Origin of the sequence: Mesorhizobium sp. B2-4-3 (assembly GCF_006442815.1) — a bacterium.
GTDB lineage: Bacteria > Pseudomonadota > Alphaproteobacteria > Rhizobiales > Rhizobiaceae > Mesorhizobium.
This window is the reverse complement of sequence record NZ_VFVL01000017.1, coordinates 11,740-28,144: the sequence shown is the minus strand read 5'-3', so window position 1 is coordinate 28,144 and position 16,405 is coordinate 11,740. Positions and strand designations below refer to the sequence as shown.

Below are 16,405 nucleotides of genomic sequence, written 5' to 3'. Positions count from 1 at the left end.
TGTTGATCGACCCTACGGGGTCGACAACTTGTTGATCATATCCTGCGTGATCAGGCAGATGCCCTTCTCCGATACGCGAAAACGCTTGGCGTCGAGCGCCGGGTCCTCGCCCACCACCAGTCCCTCCGGAATCTGGACGCCGTGATCGATGACGACGCGCTTGAGATGCGCGTTGCGGCCGACCTGGACGTCGGGCAGCATCACCACCTCCTCGAGCTTGGAATAGGAATTGATGCGCGCGCCGGTGAAGATCAGGCTGCGGCGAAGCGAGGCGCCGGAGACGATGCAATCGCCGGAGACCAGCGAGGAGATCGCCTCGCCGCGGCGGCCGTCCTCGTCATGCACGAACTTTGCCGGCGGCTTCAATTCGGCATAGGTCCAGATCGGCCAGTCGCGGTCGTAGAGGTCGAGCTCGGGCGTGATGTCGGTGAGGTCGATATTGGCTTCCCAATAGGCGTCCACCGTTCCGACGTCGCGCCAATAGGGTTCTGCCTCATGCGAGGAGCGCACGCAGGACTTTGCGAAGCGGTGGGCAATCGCCTTACCGTGCTGGACGATATAGGGGATGATGTCCTTGCCGAAGTCGCGGCTGGAGCCGGGCTCGGCGGCGTCGCGGCGCAGCTGCTCCATCAGGAACTTGGTCTTGAAGACGTAGATGCCCATTGAGGCCAGCGCGAATTCCGGCTTGTCCGGGATGCCGGGCGGATCGGCCGGCTTTTCGACGAAGGCGATGATGTTGTCCTTCTTGTCGACATGCATGACGCCGAAGCCGGTCGCCTCCATGCGCGGCACTTCCAGGCAGCCGACGGTGACGTCGGCGCCGGCGTCGACATGCTGGCGCAGCATCAGCTCGTAATCCATCTTGTAGATGTGGTCGCCGGCCAGGATGACCATGTATTCGGGGCCGTAGGCCTCGATGATGTCGATGTTCTGGTAGACCGCGTCGGCCGTGCCTTCATACCACTGGGTTTCCGAGACGCGCTGCGATGCCGGCAGGATGTCGAAGCTTTCGTTTCGCTCGGGCCGCAGGAAGTTCCAGCCGCGCTGCAGGTGGCGGATCAGCGAGTGCGCCTTGTACTGGGTGGCGACGCCGAGGCGGCGGATGCCGGAGTTGAGCGCATTGGAGAGGGCGAAATCGATGATGCGCGTCTTGCCGCCGAAATAGACGGCGGGCTTGGCGCGCCGGTCTGTCAGTTCCCTGAGGCGGCTGCCGCGGCCGCCGGCCAGCACATAGGCCATGGCATCGCGCGCCAGCGGCTGGGTTCTTTTGATCTCTGCCATTTTGTTACCCTCCCAAACAAGCTGCCCGGACCGTTGCAAGAGCAGGATGAGACATCATCTGCTTCAATCCGCGACGAATTCCAGCATGATCGTCGACAGCGGCGGCAAGAGCATCGTCGCCGATATGCCTCCCCCTTCCCCGCTCGCCTCGACCACGCCGCGATTGCCCATGCCGGAGCCGCCATAGACCTCGGCATCGGTATTGATGATTTCGCGCCATTTTCCCGCCTTCGGCAGCGGCACGCGATAGTTCTCGCGCGGCACCGGCGTGAAATTGGAGATGACGGCGATCGAATTGCCGTCCGGCGCGCTGCGCAGCCAGGCGAAGACCGAATTGTCGCGGTCGTCGACGATCAGCCAGGAGAAGCCCTCCGGCTCGCAGTCGCGCGCATGCAGCGCCGGGCGCGAACGGTAGAGGTAGTTCAAATCCCGCACCGCCTGCCAGACGCCGCGATGCGGCGCGAATTCGAGCAGGTCCCAGTCGAGCGCGCGTTCCTCGCTCCACTCGCGGCGCTGGGCGAATTCCTGGCCCATGAACAGGAGCTTCTTGCCGGGATAGCCCCACATGAAGGCGTAGTAGGCGCGCAGCGTGGCGAATTTCTGCCAGTCGTCGCCCGCCATCTTGTGGAGCAGCGTGCCTTTGCCGTGCACGACCTCGTCATGCGAAAGCGGCAGCACGAAATTTTCCGAGAAAGCGTAGACCAGGCCGAAGGTGATGTCGTTGTGGTGGTGCTTGCGGAAGATCGGCTCCTTGGAGAGATACTCCAGCGTGTCGTGCATGAAGCCCATGTTCCACTTGAAGCCGAAGCCGAGGCCGCCTTCATGCACGGGACGCGACACTTTCGGCCATGAGGTCGATTCCTCGGCGATCGTCATCACGCCGGGGTGGTGGCCGTAAAGCTCCTTGTTCATCTTCTGCAGGAAGGAGACAGCCTGCAGGTTCTCGCGCCCGCCCTTCTCGTTGGGGATCCACTCGCCGGCCTTGCGCGAATAGTCGAGGTAGAGCATCGAGGCGACCGCGTCGACGCGCAGGCCGTCGACATGGTACTTCTCGGCCCAGAACAGCGCGTTGTTGACGAGGAACGACACCACCTCGCGGCGGCCGAAATTGTAGATGGCCGTGTTCCAGTCGGGATGGAAACCCTGGCGCGGATCGGCATGCTCGTAGAGCGCGGTGCCGTCGAATTTCACCAGCCCGTGCTCGTCGACCGGGAAATGCGCCGGCACCCAGTCGAGAATGACGCCGATGCCGGCGCGGTGCGCCCCGTCGACGAAGCGGGCGAAGCCGTCGGGGTCGCCGAAGCGAGCCGACGGCGCGTAAAGGCCGGTGGTCTGGTAGCCCCAGGACGGATCGTAAGGGTGCTCCGAGATCGGCAGGAACTCGATGTGGGTGAAGCCGGTGTCGACCACGTATGGGATGAGCCGCGCGGCCAACTCGTCCCAGGACAGGAACGTGCCGTCGTCGCGGCGTTGCCAGGAGCCGGCATGGACCTCGTAGATCGAGATCGCCTCGCGCCTGGGATCGGCCTTGCGCCAGTAGCCGCGATGCGCCTCGTCGCCCCACTGATGCGCAATCGGCGGCGCCGTCACCGAGGCGGTCGCCGGGCGCAGTTCCGACTCGAAGGCGAACGGATCAGCCTTGAGCGGCAGGCGCACGCCGTCGGGCCCGATGATCTCGAACTTGTAGGGCTGGCCCGCGCCGAGATCAGGAATGAACAATTCCCAGATGCCGGTGTCCTTGCGGTCGCGCATGGTGTGTCGGCGGCCGTCCCAGTCGTTGAAGGCGCCGACCACGGAGACGCGCCTGGCGTTGGGCGCCCAGACGGCGAAATGCACGCCGGTGGCGCCCTCGTGTTCGACGATGTGGGCGCCGAGCTTGTCGAAGAGCCTGAGATGCGAGCCTTCGGCCATGTAATAGTCGTCCATCGGACCGAGCACCGGGCCGAAGGAATAGGGATCGGTCAGCCACCAGTCGCCGCCGGCGTTGCTGGCGTGATAGCGCAGCGGCTGGCGCTTGCGGATCGAGACCTTGCCCTCGAAGAAGCCGGCGATGTCGCGGCGGGAGAGCTCGCCGACCTCCTTGCCGGTCAGCGTATAGGCGGTGACGACTTCGGCGTTGGGCACGAAGCAGCGGGCGACGAAGCCTTTGCCGGCTTCCTGCACGCCCAGGACCGAGAAAGGATCGCCATGCGTTCCGGCGACAATCGCCGCGACATCGCCGGCTGGCGCCAGTCCGTCCGGCCCGCTTGTCGCAGCGGTCGCGCGCGGCTTCCTCATCAGGCGGTGTTCCCTCCCCGGGAATTATTTTGTTTTGTGCATGTCGTTGCCCCAAAACCGCTACGCACTTTTGGGCGACATGCACGACACCACATTGTTCGTGATCTCATGCAATCATATCAGACGGGTACGTTCCAGATTTCTTTCGCATATTGGCGGATCGTGCGATCGGACGAGAACCAGCCCATGCGGGCAACGTTGTGGATGGCGCGCGCGTTCCAATCGGGGCTGTCGCGCCAGACGCGGTCCACCTCGCGCTGGCAGCCGGCGTAGGAATCGAAGTCGGCCGCCACCATGAACCAGTCGCTGCTGTAGAGCCCGTTCATGAGGTCGCGATAGCGATTGGGATCGTCGGGCGAGAAGACGCCGGACGAGATCGCCGCGACGGCCTGCGACAATTCAGGGGACGCCTCGATGATGCCGCGCGGGTTGTAGCCATTGTTGCGCCGATCAGCGACCTCGGCGGTGGTGAGGCCGAAGATGAAGATGTTGTCGTCGCCGACATGTTCCTTCATCTCGACATTGGCGCCGTCGAGCGTGCCGATGGTGAGCGCGCCGTTCATGCCGAACTTCATGTTGCCGGTGCCGGATGCTTCCATCCCGGCGGTCGAGATCTGCTCGGAAAGATCGGCGGCGGGCATCAGCATTTCGGCCAGGCTGACATTGTAGTTCGGCACGAACACCACCTTCAGCAGGCCGCGCACCGACGGATCGCCGTTGATGACTTTCGCGACGTCGTTGGCCAGCTTGATGATCAGCTTGGCGTTGTGGTAGCTCGGCGCCGCCTTGCCGCCGAAGATCTTGACGCGCGGCATCCAGTCCCGCTCGGGATGCGAGCGTATCTGGTCGTAAAGCGCTATCGCCTCGAGGATGTTGAGGAGCTGGCGCTTGTATTCGTGGATGCGCTTGACCTGGATATCGAACAGCGCCGAGGGGTCGAGCCTAATGCCGAGCCGGTCGGCGATCAGATTGGCGAGCTTCACCTTGTTCTGCCGCTTCACGGCGGCGAATTTTTCGCGGAAAGCAGCGTCGTCGGCGAGCGGATCGAGATCCTTGATCGCCTCGATGTCGTCCATGAAGCGGTCGCCGATCGCCTCGCGGGCAAGCGAGGTCAGGCCCGGATTGCACTGGATCAGCCAGCGCCTGGGCGTGATGCCGTTGGTCTTGTTGTTTATGCGGTCGGGATAGAGCTTGTGGAGATCGGCGAACACCGTCTCCTTCATCAGCTCGGTGTGCAGGGCCGAGACGCCGTTGATCGAATGCGAGCCGACGAAGGCCAGATTGCCCATGCGCACGCGGCGGTCGCCATTTTCCTGGATCAGCGAGATGCGGGCGATCTGATCGCCCGAGAACTGGTTGGCGGCGCGGGCCTCGAGCAGCACCTGCGCATTGATGGCATAGACGATCTGCATGTGGCGCGGCAGCAGACGTTCGAACAGCGGCACCGGCCAGCTTTCCAGCGCCTCGGGCAACAGCGTGTGGTTGGTGTAGCCGAAGGTGCGCTTGGTGATGTCCCAGGCCTGGTCGAAGTCCATGCCGTGGGCGTCCATCAGGAGCCGCATCAGCTCCGGCACGGCGACCGCGGGATGGGTGTCGTTGAGGTGGATCGCCGCCTTGTCGGGCAGCGATTTCAGGTCGCCATACTGGCTGAGATGACGCTGCACGATATCCTGCAGCGAGGCGGTGGAGAAGAAATACTCCTGCCGCAGCCTCAGCTCCTGCCCGGCCATGTGGGAATCGGCCGGATAGAGCACGCGCGACAGCGCGTCGGCCTTGTTGCTTTCGGCGAGCGCGCCGATGTGGTCGCCGGCGTTGAACTTGTCGAGCAGGATCGGGTCGATCGGCATGCCGGACCAGAGTCTCAGCGTGTTGACGCGCCTGGCATGCCAGCCGGCGACGGGCGTGTCGTAGGCAACGGCCAGCACATGTTCGGTCGGCTTCCAGACGTGGCGTTCGAGCCGGCCGTCCTTCGAGGTGATCGATTCCACCGAGCCGCCGAAACCGACCTCGAAGGAACGCTCGCGCCGTTCGAACTCCCAGGGATTGCCGTGATCGAGCCAGGTCTCCGGCAGCTCGACCTGCCAGCCGCCGTGGATTTCCTGGCGGAACATGCCGTTGGCGTAGCGGATGCCGTAGCCATGGGCGGGGATGTCGACGGTCGCCATGCTTTCCATGAAGCAGGCGGCGAGACGGCCGAGGCCGCCATTGCCGAGTGCGGCGTCCGGTTCGAGCCCCGCGATCAGGTCGAGGTCGACGCCGAGCGAGGACAGCGCCTCACGCATGTTCTCCATCAGGCCGAGATTGGAGAAGGCGTCGCGCATCAGGCGCCCGATCAGGAATTCGAGCGAGAGGTAATAGACGCGTTTTTCCTGCTGGTCGTAGGCTTCCTTGGTCGCCTGCATCCAGTGGTCGACGACGCGGTCGCGCACCACCTTGATCGAGGCCGTCAGCCAGTCGTAGGGCGTGGCGACGGTGGTGTCCTTGCCGACCCGGTATTTGAGCGACAGCAGGACTTCCTCGGCGAGCGTCTTGGGATCGGGATTGTCAAGAACAGGGACTTCGATCGTCATGGCGGATGTCATTTCGCGTCTCGTTCAGCTGGCCTGATCATAGCGGCTTTCGCCGTTCCTCCCAGCCTATCCTAGTGCATTGCAGCATAGGTTCAATCGATTTACTCGATCGACCCATCAGCCGGCCTGCGGCAATAGGGACATGCCGTGGGGATCAGGCCGCCAGCGCGTCCTCCGGCGGCTTCTTGGCGCCGGTCATCAGCGCCACCGCATCCGACATGGAAATCTGCTTGGGATCGACGACGCACAGACGCCTTCCAAGCCGATGGATGTGGATGCGGTCCGCCACCTCGAAGACATGCGGCATGTTGTGCGAGATCAAAACGATCGGCAGGCCGCGCTTCTTGACGTCCAGGATCAGCTCCAGCACGCGGCGGCTTTCCTTCACGCCAAGGGCGGCCGTCGGCTCGTCCATGATCACGACTTTCGAGCCGAAGGCGGCAGCACGCGCCACCGCCACGCCCTGGCGCTGGCCGCCCGAAAGCGTTTCCACCGCCTGGCTGATGTTCTGGATGGTCATCAGGCCGAGCTCCGTCAGCTTGTCGCGCGCGCGCTTCTCCATTGCCGGGCGGTCGAGCATGCGCAGCCAGTTGCCAAGCGGACCTGGCTTGCGTATCTCGCGGCCGAGAAACATGTTATCGGCGATCGACAGCGCCGGCGACAGCGCGAGGTTCTGGTAGACGGTCTCGATTCCGGCCTCGCGCGCCTCCATCGGCGACTTGAAGGCAACGTGTTTGCCTTCAAGCCGGATTTCACCTTCGTCGGGCACGGCCGCACCGGAAATCGCCTTGATGAGCGATGATTTGCCCGCGCCGTTGTCGCCGATGACGGCGAGGATTTCGCCCGGATAGAGATCGAAATCGGCGTTGTCGAGGGCGGTGACGCGGCCATAGCGCTTGACCAGGCCGCGCGCAGTGAGGATGGGTTCCTGGGTCATGACTATGCCGAAACCTTTCTGATCCATTGATCGATCGCCACGGCGCCGATGATCAGCACGCCGGTGAGCAGAACCTTCCATTGCGGATCGGCGCCCAGCATGTTGAGGCCCATCGAGACGACGCCGACGATCATGGCGCCGAACAGCGTGCCGAGGATCGAGCCGCGCCCGCCGAACAGAGAAATACCGCCGATCACCGTCGCGGTGATGGCCTGCAGATTGTAGTCGGTGACAGCCGCGGACGGCGAGATCGAGCCGTTACGGCCGATCGAGACCCAGGCAGCGAAAGCGGCGATCAGCCCGGCAAGGGCATAGACGGTCATCAGCACCTTCTTGGTCTGGATGCCCGACAGTTTCGCGGCCTCCTGATCGTCGCCGACGGCGTAGACATGCCGGCCCCATGCGGTGTGGTTGAGCACGTACCACAGGAGAGCCACCAGCAGGACCATGGCAATGACGCCAAGCGTCAGCACGGCCGAGCCGATCCTGAAGCTCACCGCGAACAGATGCAGCAACGGCGCCTGCACGTCGACGTCGGTGTCGCGGATCGTCTCATTGGCCGAATAGATGAAATTCGTGGCCATGACGATATTCCAGGTGCCGAGCGTGACGATGAAGGGAGGCAGCTTCATGTAGGCGACAAGCAGGCCGTTGAGCAGCCCGCAGGCGCCACCGGCGGCAAGCCCTATCGCCACGGCCAGGATGGCCGGCATCCCGTAGGTCACCGCGCAATTGCCCATGATCACGGCCGAAATCACCATGATGACGCCGATCGAGAGGTCGATGCCCGCGGTCAGAATGACCAGTGTCTGCGCGGCGCCGAGGATGCCGACAATGGCGATCTGCTGCAGGATAAGCGTCAGCGTGTAGGACGAAAAGAAACGTCCGCCGATGGCGATGCCGAAGATGATGATCGACAGAACCAGCACGATCAGCGGCACCGCCGCCGGCGTGGAGTGCAGGAAATGCTGGGCGCGCTTGACGGCCGATTTGTGCTCGTCAAAGGCGGCGACGCTGGTGTCGCTTCCCGTTAGTACCTTCTCGAATTCCTGTATCTGAGACATATGTCCTCCCGTCTGTGTGCGGCCTTCTCATTGCCGCACACGCCGTCGACGCCTATTCCGGTCTTGTCGCCAGGATTTCGCGCTTTGACGAAAGCGCATCGTCCACCCGAAGCGGCCGGGGATCAAGCCCCCAGCCGCACGGTTTGTGGACCTCTCAGAGCATCAGCCCCAGCACTTGGCCAGGCCTTCCTTGGTGTCGATCGACTTGACGCCGTTGGCCGGCTTGTCGGTCACGAGATTGACGCCGGTGTCGAAGAAGTTCTTGCCTTCGGTCGGCTTCGGCTTGGTGCCGTCCTTGGCGAAAGCGGCGATCGCCTCGATGCCGAGCGCCGCCATCTGCAGCGGATATTGCTGCGAGGTGGCGCCGATGACGCCTTCGGTGACCGACTTCACGCCCGGGCAGCCGCCGTCGACCGACACGATCAGCACCTGCTTCTCGAGGCCGACGGCCTTGAGCGCCTGATAGGCGCCGACAGCTGCCGGCTCGTTGATGGTGTGGATGACGTTGATGGTGTTGTCCTTCTGCAGAAGGTTCTCCATCGCCTTGCGGCCGCCCTCCTCGTTGCCGTTGGTCACGTCATGGCCGACGATGCGCGGATCGGTTTCATCTCCGATCTTGTTGGGGTCCTTCACGTCGATGCCGTAGCCCATCATGAAGCCCTGGTCGCGCAGCACGTCGACGGTCGGCTGCGAGGGGGTCAGATCGAGGAAGCCGATCTTGGCGTCCTTGGCCTTGTCGCCGAGCGTGGCGGCGGCCCAGGCGCCGATCAGCTTGCCGGCTTCGAGATTGTCCGTGGCGAAGGTGGCGTCGGCGGCATCGATCGGATCGAGCGGCGTGTCGAGGGCGATCACCAGCAGGCCGGCGTCGCGCGCCTTCTTCACCGTCGGCACGATGCCCTTGGTGTCGGAGGCCGTGATCAGGATACCCTTGGCGCCGTCGGCGATGCAGCTTTCGATTGCCGCCACCTGGCTTTCGCTGTCGCCGTCGATCTTGCCAGCATAGGTCTTGAGGTCAACGCCGAGTTCCTTGGCCTTGGCGGTCGCGCCCTCCTTCATCTTCACAAAGAAAGGATTGGTGTCGGTCTTGGTGATCAGGCAGGCGCCGACGCCGGCGGCCGATGCCGACGAAGCGAACGCCATCAGACCCAGGCCGGCAGCCGCGAACACGGTGGACTTCAGCAGTGATTTCTTGGTCACGATTTTCCTCCCAATAGAACTGTTTCGGACGCCGGCCACCCGGCGTCTCAAGCGCATCCAACCATTTCTCCCAGCGTGGACGCCAGCTCAAAAGACACCAGTCCGTAACGGCTGTCAATAATTAAATCACTCTTATTTATTATTGACACTCTTGCGCTGTTCACTCATTCTGAACGAAAAGCATCGCGGGGAAACAGACGGGAGGAACAGGGTGGAGACCGGCATTGCGAGGCACGGTTCGCCCGAGGCTTTGGAAAGCCGGCTGCATCGCGGCACCAACCAGAGCGGCATGCGCGACCACAATGAGCGGCTCGTGCTGTCCCTGGTGCGCCAGCATGGCAGCCTGGCCAAATCCGACATCGCGCGCATGACCGGGCTGTCTGCCCAGACAGTGTCGGTGATCATGCGCGAGCTCGAGGAAGACAAGCTGCTCGTGCGTCAGGCGCCGATGCGCGGCAAGATCGGCCAACCTTCGATCCCGATGGCGCTCAATCCGGAAGGCGCGTTTTTCATCGGCCTCAAGATCGGCCGGCGCTCGGCCGAGCTCGTGCTGATAGACTTCCTCGGCAATGTGCGCGCCATGCTGCAGCATTCCTACCGTTATCCCGCACCGCGCGAGACCGTCGAGTTCGTCACCGCCGGCATCAAGACGATGCGCGGCGAGCTGACGCCGGCGCAGGACAAGCGCATTGCCGGGCTCGGCATCGCCATGCCGTTCGAGCTATGGAACTGGGCAGACACGGCCGGCGCGCCGCGCGAGATCATGGACGAATGGCGCCATCGCGACATCCGCGCAGACATCCAGGGGCAGTGCGAGTTCCCCGTCTACCTGCAGAACGACGCGACCTCGGCCTGCGGCGCGGAGCTCGTCTTCGGACGAGCGGGCGGAGCACGTGATTTCGTCTATTTCTACATCGGCGCCTTCGCCGGCGGCGGCATCGTGCTCAACGGCCGCCTCTATAGCGGGCCGAACGGCAACGCAGGCGCGCTGGGCTCGATGCCGGTGCCCGGGCCGGACGGCAAGCCGACGCAGCTCATCGACGTCGCCTCGATCGCGATGCTGGAAAGGGCGCTCTCCGCCAAGGGCATCGACGGCACCTATCTGTGGACCTCGCCGCAGGAATGGGGCGAGATCGGCGCCGATCTCGACGAGTGGATCGCCAGCGCCTCGCGGGCGCTCGCCTATGCCATTGTCGCTGCCTCGTCGGTCATCGATTTCGAAGCGGCGGTTATCGACGGCTGGATGCCGCTCGATGTGCGGCGCCGGCTGGTCGATGCCGTCACGGAAGCGACCGCCCGCATCGATGCCGAAGGACTGAAACTGCCGGTCGTGCGCGAGGGAACGGTCGGCATCCACGCACGCGCCATGGGTGGCGCCAGCCTGCCGCTCTCCGAGCGCTTCCTGATCGGACCGAACACGTCAGGGGGCGCCTGACATGCTGATCGGCATCCCGTCGCTGCTCGGGCCCCAGTTCCTGGCGACGCTCAGGGCAATGGGCCACGGCGACGAGATCGCGATCGTCGACGGCAATTATCCGGCCGAGGAACAGGCGCGGCGGCTGATCCGCGCGGACGGCCACCACGTCATAGCCGTCCTCGACGCCGTGCTCAGCGTGCTGCCGGTGGATGAGGCGGTGCCGGAGGCTTTGTTCCGTGCCTCGGTGAAGGGCGACCCGGCGCTGGCCGACGCCGTGCATCATGAGATGGAAGCAGTTTGCGCCAGGCGCGCGCCGGGCCACAAGGTGGTTGCGCTGGCCGGGCCCGACTTCTATGCACGCGTCAAGGCCGCGCACGCCATCGTGGCGACCAGCGAACCCAGGCTCTTTGCCAACATCATCATCCGCAAGGGCGTGATCCATCCGCCGGAGACCAAGACGACATGATCCTTTGCTGTGGCGAAGCCCTGATCGACATGCTGCCGCGCACCACGACAGAGGGCGAAGCCGCCTTCGCGCCCTATGTCGGCGGCGCGGTGTTCAACTCGGCGATCGCGCTCGGCCGGCTCGGCGCTCCGGCAGGCTTCTTCTCCGGCCTCTCCTCCGACCTGTTCGGCGGCCAGTTCCGCGAGGCGCTCGGCGCCAGCAAGGTGAGCTCCACCTATGCGCACACCTCGCCGCGTCCGACCACGCTCGCCTTCGTGCGGCTCACCAACGGCCAGGCGACCTACACCTTCTATGACGAGAACACCGCCGGGCGCATGCTGACCGTCGAGGACCTGCCGAAGCTCGGCGCCGAAATCGAGGCGATGCTGTTCGGCGCCATCAGCCTGATCTCTGAGCCGGCGGGCTCGGCCTATGAGGAATTCATGCGACGCGAGCACCAAAGCCGCGTCATGATGCTCGACCCCAACATCCGGCCGAATTTCATCCCCGACAAGGCGAAGCATCTGCGGCGCATCCGCGAGATGATGGCGATGGCCGACATCGTGAAACTCTCGGACGAGGACCTCAAATGGTTCGACGAGGCCGGCTCGCACGAGGATGTCGTGCGCAACTGGCTGGATCGCGGGCCCAGCCTGATCGTCGTCACCCATGGCAGCGAAGGCGCCGTCGGCTACAGCAGGGAACACAAGGTCACGGTCATGCCGCAGAAGGTGAAGGTGGTCGACACGGTCGGTGCCGGCGATACCTTCAATGCCGGCATCCTGGCCTCCCTGCATGAGCAGGGTCTGCTCACCAAGGCGGCGATCGGTAACCTTCCGGAAGAAGCGATCCGCAAGGCGCTGGAACTTGGCGCCAGCGCGGCGGCGGTAACGGTTTCGCGGGCCGGCGCCAATCCGCCCTGGCGGCACGAAATCGCCTGATCCGGCGCGATGACGGACGTGAGCCCGCCCTTCGCGGCCGATCACTTTATGTTTCCCATCGGTGGAACGACGCAATAGGAGAGGCCGGAAAACACCTCTCAAAGCTCGGATTTCCGGCTTTTTCGGGCATTGCGCCGGCAAAATCGGTAACACGCTGCGACACATAGGCAATTTGCACCGGCCGCCGCCGGCTTTCTCAGCCGGTTCAAGTCTGTTACCAGCGGGCCGGTTTTATTGGAGCGACGTGCGTCCGGCCGGCCGCACAGAAGTACGCTCCAAGAATTTGTGAACCCATTGAGGCCGACATGCAGTTCATCGATCTTGGCGCGCAGCGCGAACGTATCCGCGACCGGCTGAAGGTCGCTATCGACAAAGTCGTCGAGGAAGGCCGCTATATCCTCGGCCCGCAGGTCACCGAATTCGAGAACAAGCTGGCGGCCTATATCGGCGTCAAGCATGTGGTCGCCTGCGCCAACGGCACCGACGCGCTGCTTCTGCCGCTGTTTGCCGCCGGCATCGGCCCGGGCGATGCCGTGTTCGTGCCGAGTTTCACCTTCGCAGCCACCGCCGAGGTGGTGGCGCTGACCAAGGCCGAGCCCGTCTTCGTCGACGTCGACCGCGACACCTACAACATCGATATCGCCAGCCTCGAGGCGGCGATCGAGATGATCAAGAAGGAAGGAAGGCTGAAGCCGAGGGCGATCATTCCCGTCGACCTGTTCGGCCTTGCCGCCGACTATGAGGCGATCATGGCGATCGCAAAGCGCGAGAACCTCCTGGTGATCGAGGACGCCGCGCAGTCGATGGGCGGTTCCGCCGACGCCAAGATGTGCGGCGCTTTCGGCCATGTCGGCTCGACCAGTTTTTACCCTGCCAAGCCGCTTGGCTGCTACGGCGACGGCGGCGCCATGTTCACCAATGACGGCCTACTGGCCGACAAGCTCCGCTCCTTCGCCTTCCACGGCAAGGGCGAGACGCAATACGACAATGTCCGCGTCGGCATCAATTCGCGCCTCGACACGCTGCAGGCGGCGATCCTGATCGAAAAGCTCGCCATCCTCGAGGATGAGATGGTGGCGCGCCAGGTGGTCGCCGACCGCTATGCCAAGGGCCTCGGCGATATCGTCAAGGCCTCGCGCAATCTCGGCCACGGCCGCTCGGCCTGGGCGCAGTACGCCATCGAGACGCCGAAGCGCGACGGGCTCAAGGCCCATCTCGGCGAAAAAGGCATCCCGTCGGTGATCTATTACGTGAAGCCGCTGCACGAGCAGGTCGCCTACAAGGATTATCCGCGCACGCCGACCGGCCTCGCCGTCTCGGAGGCATTGCCGAAGCAGATCCTCTGCCTGCCGATGCACGCCTATTTGAGCGAGGCAGATCAGGATCGGATTATCGAGACGATCCGCAATTATATCGGCTCGAACTCGGCGCATGTTGTGGCGGCGTAAGCGCGGATTATAAGCCTTCAAGGCTAGATGGAGAGGTCGCGATCCTTCGCGCCCCCTCTGTCCTGCCGGCATATCGAAGTTTCTAAGCAGCGACGCTGACTACGCGCTCTTTCCCGTTGCGACGAAATGCGGGTTGGCGAAATCGCTGTCGCTCGCCTGGTTGCGCTTGCCGTAGACGAGCGGCTCGCCGTCCAGGGTGCGTGTCATGCCGCCGGCGGCGCGCAGCACCGCGTCGCCCGCCGCCGTATCCCATTCCATGGTGCGGCCGAAGCGCGGATAGACGTCGGCTTCCGCCGCGGCGAGCAGGCAGAATTTCAGCGACGAGCCGATCGAGACGATCTCGGCGGCGCCGAGGTCGCGGATGAAGGCGTCGGTTTCCGGCGTGTTGTGCGAGCGGCTGGCGACGACGGCGAGCGGCGAGCCGCCTTGCCGCACCGTGATCGGCCGGCGGCCGGCGATGCGATAATCGGCGTCGACCTCGAGCGCCTCGGCCTTGCCGGGTCGCCCGGAGAAAAAGCGTCCCGTGCACGGCGCGAAAACGACGCCGACTTCCGGAACGCCATGGCGGACCAGCGCGATATTGACGGTGAAATCGGTGCGACGGTTGACGAATTCCTTGGTGCCGTCGAGCGGATCGATCAGGAAGAAAGCGCCGTCGAGATCGGGCGTTGCGATGCCCGCCGCGACCTCCTCCTCGGCCACGCAAGGGATTTCCGGATAGGCGGCGCGCAGGCCGGCGAGGATGATCTTCTCGCTTTCGCGGTCGGCTTCCGTCACCGGTGAAGAGTCGGCCTTGCTGTCGACGGCGCAGCCCACGTGGAAGACGCGCATCACCTCGCGCCCGGCCTCGAGCGCCAGGCGCTCGAAGACGCCGAGCATCGCCTCGTCGTCAGATACCGCCGCCATTGTCGTACTGCTCCTCGGCAATGTCGCGCTCGGTCAGCCAGTGTTCCAGGGCTTCCGCCATCTCCTGCGGGCTCCTGCCGAGAGTCTTCAGGTGGATTTCCGGGTTCTGCGGCGCCTCGTAGGGAGAATCGACGCCGGTGAAATTCTTGATCTCGCCACTCAAGGCGCGCGCGTAAAGGCCCTTTGGATCGCGCCTTGCGCATTCCTCGAACGGCGTGTCGACAAACACCTCGACGAACTCGCCCTCGGCCATCAACTCGCGCGCCACGCGCCGCTCGGCGGCGAAGGGCGAGATGAAGGAGACGATGACGATCAGGCCGGCATCGGCCATCAGCTTCGCCACCTCGGCGACGCGGCGGATGTTTTCGACGCGGTCAGCATCGGTGAAGCCGAGATCACGGTTGAGGCCGTGGCGGACATTGTCGCCGTCGAGGATGTAGGTGTGGCGCCCGGACGCGAACAGCTTCTTCTCGAACAGGTTGGCGATGGTCGACTTGCCTGAGCCGGACAGCCCGGTGAACCAGAACACGGCCGGACGCTGGTTCTTCAGGTCGGAACGGCCGCGCTTGCCGACGTCGAGCGACTGCCAGTGGATGTTTTCGGCACGGCGCAGCGAATGCAGGATCATGCCGGCGCCGACGCTGGCGTTGGTGATGCGGTCGATCAGGATGAAGGCGCCGGTGGTGCGATTCTCGGCGAACGGATCGAAGGCGATCGGCGCGCGGGTCGAGAGGTTGCAGACGCCGACCTCGTTGATGTCGAGCGACTTCGCCGCCTCATGCGCGAAATCGTTGACGTTGACCCGGTATTTCAGCTCGGTGACGGTGGCGCTGACCTGATCGGTTTCGGTGCGCAGGACGTAGGAGCGGCCGGGCAGCAGCGCCTGCTCGTCGAACCAGACGATGTTGGCGGCGAACTGATCGGCGACCTGCGGGCGCGCGGCCGGCGACACCAGCAGGTTGCCGCGCGACACCTCTACCTCGTCCTCGAGAACGAGCGTGATCGCCTGGCCGGCGACCGCCTGCTCGAGATCGCCGCCTTGCGCGACGATGCGCTTGACCCGGGACGCCTTGCCCGACTTGGCGACGACGACCTCGTCTCCCTGCGAGACCACACCCGAGGCGATGGTGCCGGCGAAGCCGCGGAAATCGAGGTTTGGGCGGTTCACATACTGGACCGGGAAGCGGAAAGGCAGCTCGACGGCGGCCTCGTCGACCGACACGGTTTCGAGATGCTCGATCAGCGACGGCCCGGAATACCAGGGCGTGCGCTCCGAGCGGCTGGTGACGTTGTCGCCGAAGCGCGCCGACATCGGGATCGGCGCGACACTGACGAAGCCGAGCTCCTTGGCGAACTCGGCGTAGTCGATGACAATCCGGTCGAAAATGGTCTCGTCGAAGTCGACCAGGTCGATCTTGTTGACCGCAAGCACGATGTGCCGGATGCCGAGCAGCGAAGCGATGATCGAATGACGCCTGGTCTGGCGAAGCACGCCCTGGCGCGCATCGATCAGCACGATGGCGAGATCGGCGGTCGAGGCGCCCGTCGCCATGTTGCGCGTGTACTGCTCATGACCGGGCGTGTCGGCGACGATGAACTTGCGCTTCGGCGTGGCGAAGAAGCGATAGGCGACATCGATGGTGATGCCTTGCTCGCGCTCAGCTTCCAGTCCGTCGACCAGCAGCGCGAAGTCGATGTCGTCGCCGGTGGTGCCGTGCTTGCGCGAATCCTTTTCGAGCGTTGCAAGCTGGTCCTCGAAGATCTGCTTGGTGTCGGAGAGCAGGCGGCCGATCAGCGTCGACTTGCCGTCGTCGACCGAGCCGCAGGTGAGAAAGCGCAGCAGCGACTTCTTCTCCTGCGCGGCCATGTAGTCGCGAAACGAATCGGTCGGGGCGAGGCTCTTGGCCATGATGTGGCGCATT

General features: G+C 64.3%; 12 protein-coding genes. 4 read left to right on the top strand and 8 right to left on the bottom strand.

Annotated elements, in window-relative coordinates; genetic code table 11:
* Window positions 1–12: 12 nt before the first annotated feature.
* From glgC to FJ956_RS17150, 6 genes are all read right to left on the bottom strand, one after another.
* On the bottom strand, window positions 13–1,281 hold the full coding sequence (gene glgC, locus FJ956_RS17175) for a glucose-1-phosphate adenylyltransferase (protein WP_140676776.1): 1,269 nt from the start codon (window positions 1,279–1,281) through the stop codon (window positions 13–15).
* A gap of 63 nt (window positions 1,282–1,344) precedes the next feature.
* Window positions 1,345–3,558 (bottom strand): 1,4-alpha-glucan branching protein GlgB, encoded by a 2,214-nt coding sequence (glgB, locus tag FJ956_RS17170; RefSeq protein ID WP_140676773.1) that lies wholly within the window; start codon window positions 3,556–3,558, stop codon window positions 1,345–1,347.
* A 119-nt stretch (window positions 3,559–3,677) separates the two neighbouring features.
* A complete protein-coding gene (locus tag FJ956_RS17165; RefSeq protein WP_140676770.1) occupies window positions 3,678–6,140 on the bottom strand; it encodes a glycogen/starch/alpha-glucan phosphorylase in 2,463 nt (820 codons plus the stop codon).
* Window positions 6,141–6,282: 142 nt separating this feature from the next.
* A complete protein-coding gene (locus FJ956_RS17160) occupies window positions 6,283–7,065 on the bottom strand; it encodes an ATP-binding cassette domain-containing protein (RefSeq protein WP_181170185.1) in 783 nt (260 codons plus the stop codon).
* A 2-nt stretch (window positions 7,066–7,067) separates the two neighbouring features.
* Complete coding sequence (locus FJ956_RS17155) at window positions 7,068–8,129, bottom strand: ABC transporter permease (RefSeq protein WP_140676767.1); 1,062 nt, start codon at window positions 8,127–8,129, stop codon at window positions 7,068–7,070.
* 162 nt (window positions 8,130–8,291) lie between these two features.
* Window positions 8,292–9,269, bottom strand: a complete 978-nt coding sequence (locus tag FJ956_RS17150) for a sugar ABC transporter substrate-binding protein (protein ID WP_167448946.1) — start codon at window positions 9,267–9,269, stop codon at window positions 8,292–8,294.
* A gap of 268 nt (window positions 9,270–9,537) precedes the next feature.
* On the opposite strand from FJ956_RS17150, the gene FJ956_RS17145 reads away from it, so the two are divergent.
* From FJ956_RS17145 to FJ956_RS17130, 4 genes are all read left to right on the top strand, one after another.
* Window positions 9,538–10,761, top strand: a complete 1,224-nt coding sequence (locus tag FJ956_RS17145) for an ROK family transcriptional regulator (RefSeq protein WP_140676764.1) — start codon at window positions 9,538–9,540, stop codon at window positions 10,759–10,761.
* Window position 10,762: 1 nt separating this feature from the next.
* The gene (locus FJ956_RS17140) at window positions 10,763–11,209 is read left to right on the top strand and encodes an RbsD/FucU domain-containing protein (RefSeq protein WP_140676761.1); all 447 of its coding nucleotides are present in this window, start codon (window positions 10,763–10,765) and stop codon (window positions 11,207–11,209) included.
* Complete coding sequence (locus tag FJ956_RS17135) at window positions 11,206–12,129, top strand: carbohydrate kinase (RefSeq protein WP_140676758.1); 924 nt, start codon at window positions 11,206–11,208, stop codon at window positions 12,127–12,129. Before FJ956_RS17140 ends, FJ956_RS17135 begins: the two co-directional genes overlap by 4 nt.
* 305 nt (window positions 12,130–12,434) lie before the next feature.
* A complete protein-coding gene (locus FJ956_RS17130; protein ID WP_140676755.1) occupies window positions 12,435–13,577 on the top strand; it encodes a DegT/DnrJ/EryC1/StrS aminotransferase family protein in 1,143 nt (380 codons plus the stop codon).
* 99 nt (window positions 13,578–13,676) lie between these two features.
* On the opposite strand, the gene cysQ is transcribed toward FJ956_RS17130, so the two are convergent.
* Both cysQ and cysN read right to left on the bottom strand, forming a co-directional pair.
* Window positions 13,677–14,456: a 3'(2'),5'-bisphosphate nucleotidase CysQ gene (gene cysQ, locus FJ956_RS17125; protein WP_181170189.1), complete on the bottom strand. Its 780-nt coding sequence runs from the start codon at window positions 14,454–14,456 to the stop codon at window positions 13,677–13,679.
* Between the two features lie 10 nt (window positions 14,457–14,466).
* Window positions 14,467–16,404, bottom strand: coding sequence for a sulfate adenylyltransferase subunit CysN (gene cysN, locus FJ956_RS17120; protein WP_140676750.1), 1,938 nt, complete (start codon window positions 16,402–16,404; stop codon window positions 14,467–14,469).
* Window position 16,405 lies beyond the last annotated feature (1 nt).

Bases quoted from the DNA above. Each gene is read 5' to 3' on its own strand.
- glgC (WP_140676776.1), bottom strand. From the start codon at position 1,281: ATGGCAGAGATCAAAAGAACCCAGCCGCTGGCGCGCGATGCCATGGCC.
- glgB (WP_140676773.1), bottom strand. From the start codon at position 3,558: ATGAGGAAGCCGCGCGCGACCGCTGCGACAAGCGGGCCGGACGGACTG.
- FJ956_RS17165 (WP_140676770.1), bottom strand. From the start codon at position 6,140: ATGACATCCGCCATGACGATCGAAGTCCCTGTTCTTGACAATCCCGAT.
- FJ956_RS17160 (WP_181170185.1), bottom strand. From the start codon at position 7,065: ATGACCCAGGAACCCATCCTCACTGCGCGCGGCCTGGTCAAGCGCTAT.
- FJ956_RS17155 (WP_140676767.1), bottom strand. From the start codon at position 8,129: ATGTCTCAGATACAGGAATTCGAGAAGGTACTAACGGGAAGCGACACC.
- FJ956_RS17150 (WP_167448946.1), bottom strand. From the start codon at position 9,269: ATGGCGTTCGCTTCGTCGGCATCGGCCGCCGGCGTCGGCGCCTGCCTG.
- FJ956_RS17140 (WP_140676761.1), top strand. From the start codon at position 10,763: ATGCTGATCGGCATCCCGTCGCTGCTCGGGCCCCAGTTCCTGGCGACG.
- FJ956_RS17135 (WP_140676758.1), top strand. From the start codon at position 11,206: ATGATCCTTTGCTGTGGCGAAGCCCTGATCGACATGCTGCCGCGCACC.
- FJ956_RS17130 (WP_140676755.1), top strand. From the start codon at position 12,435: ATGCAGTTCATCGATCTTGGCGCGCAGCGCGAACGTATCCGCGACCGG.
- cysQ (WP_181170189.1), bottom strand. From the start codon at position 14,456: ATGCTCGGCGTCTTCGAGCGCCTGGCGCTCGAGGCCGGGCGCGAGGTG.
- cysN (WP_140676750.1), bottom strand. From the start codon at position 16,404: ATGCGCCACATCATGGCCAAGAGCCTCGCCCCGACCGATTCGTTTCGC.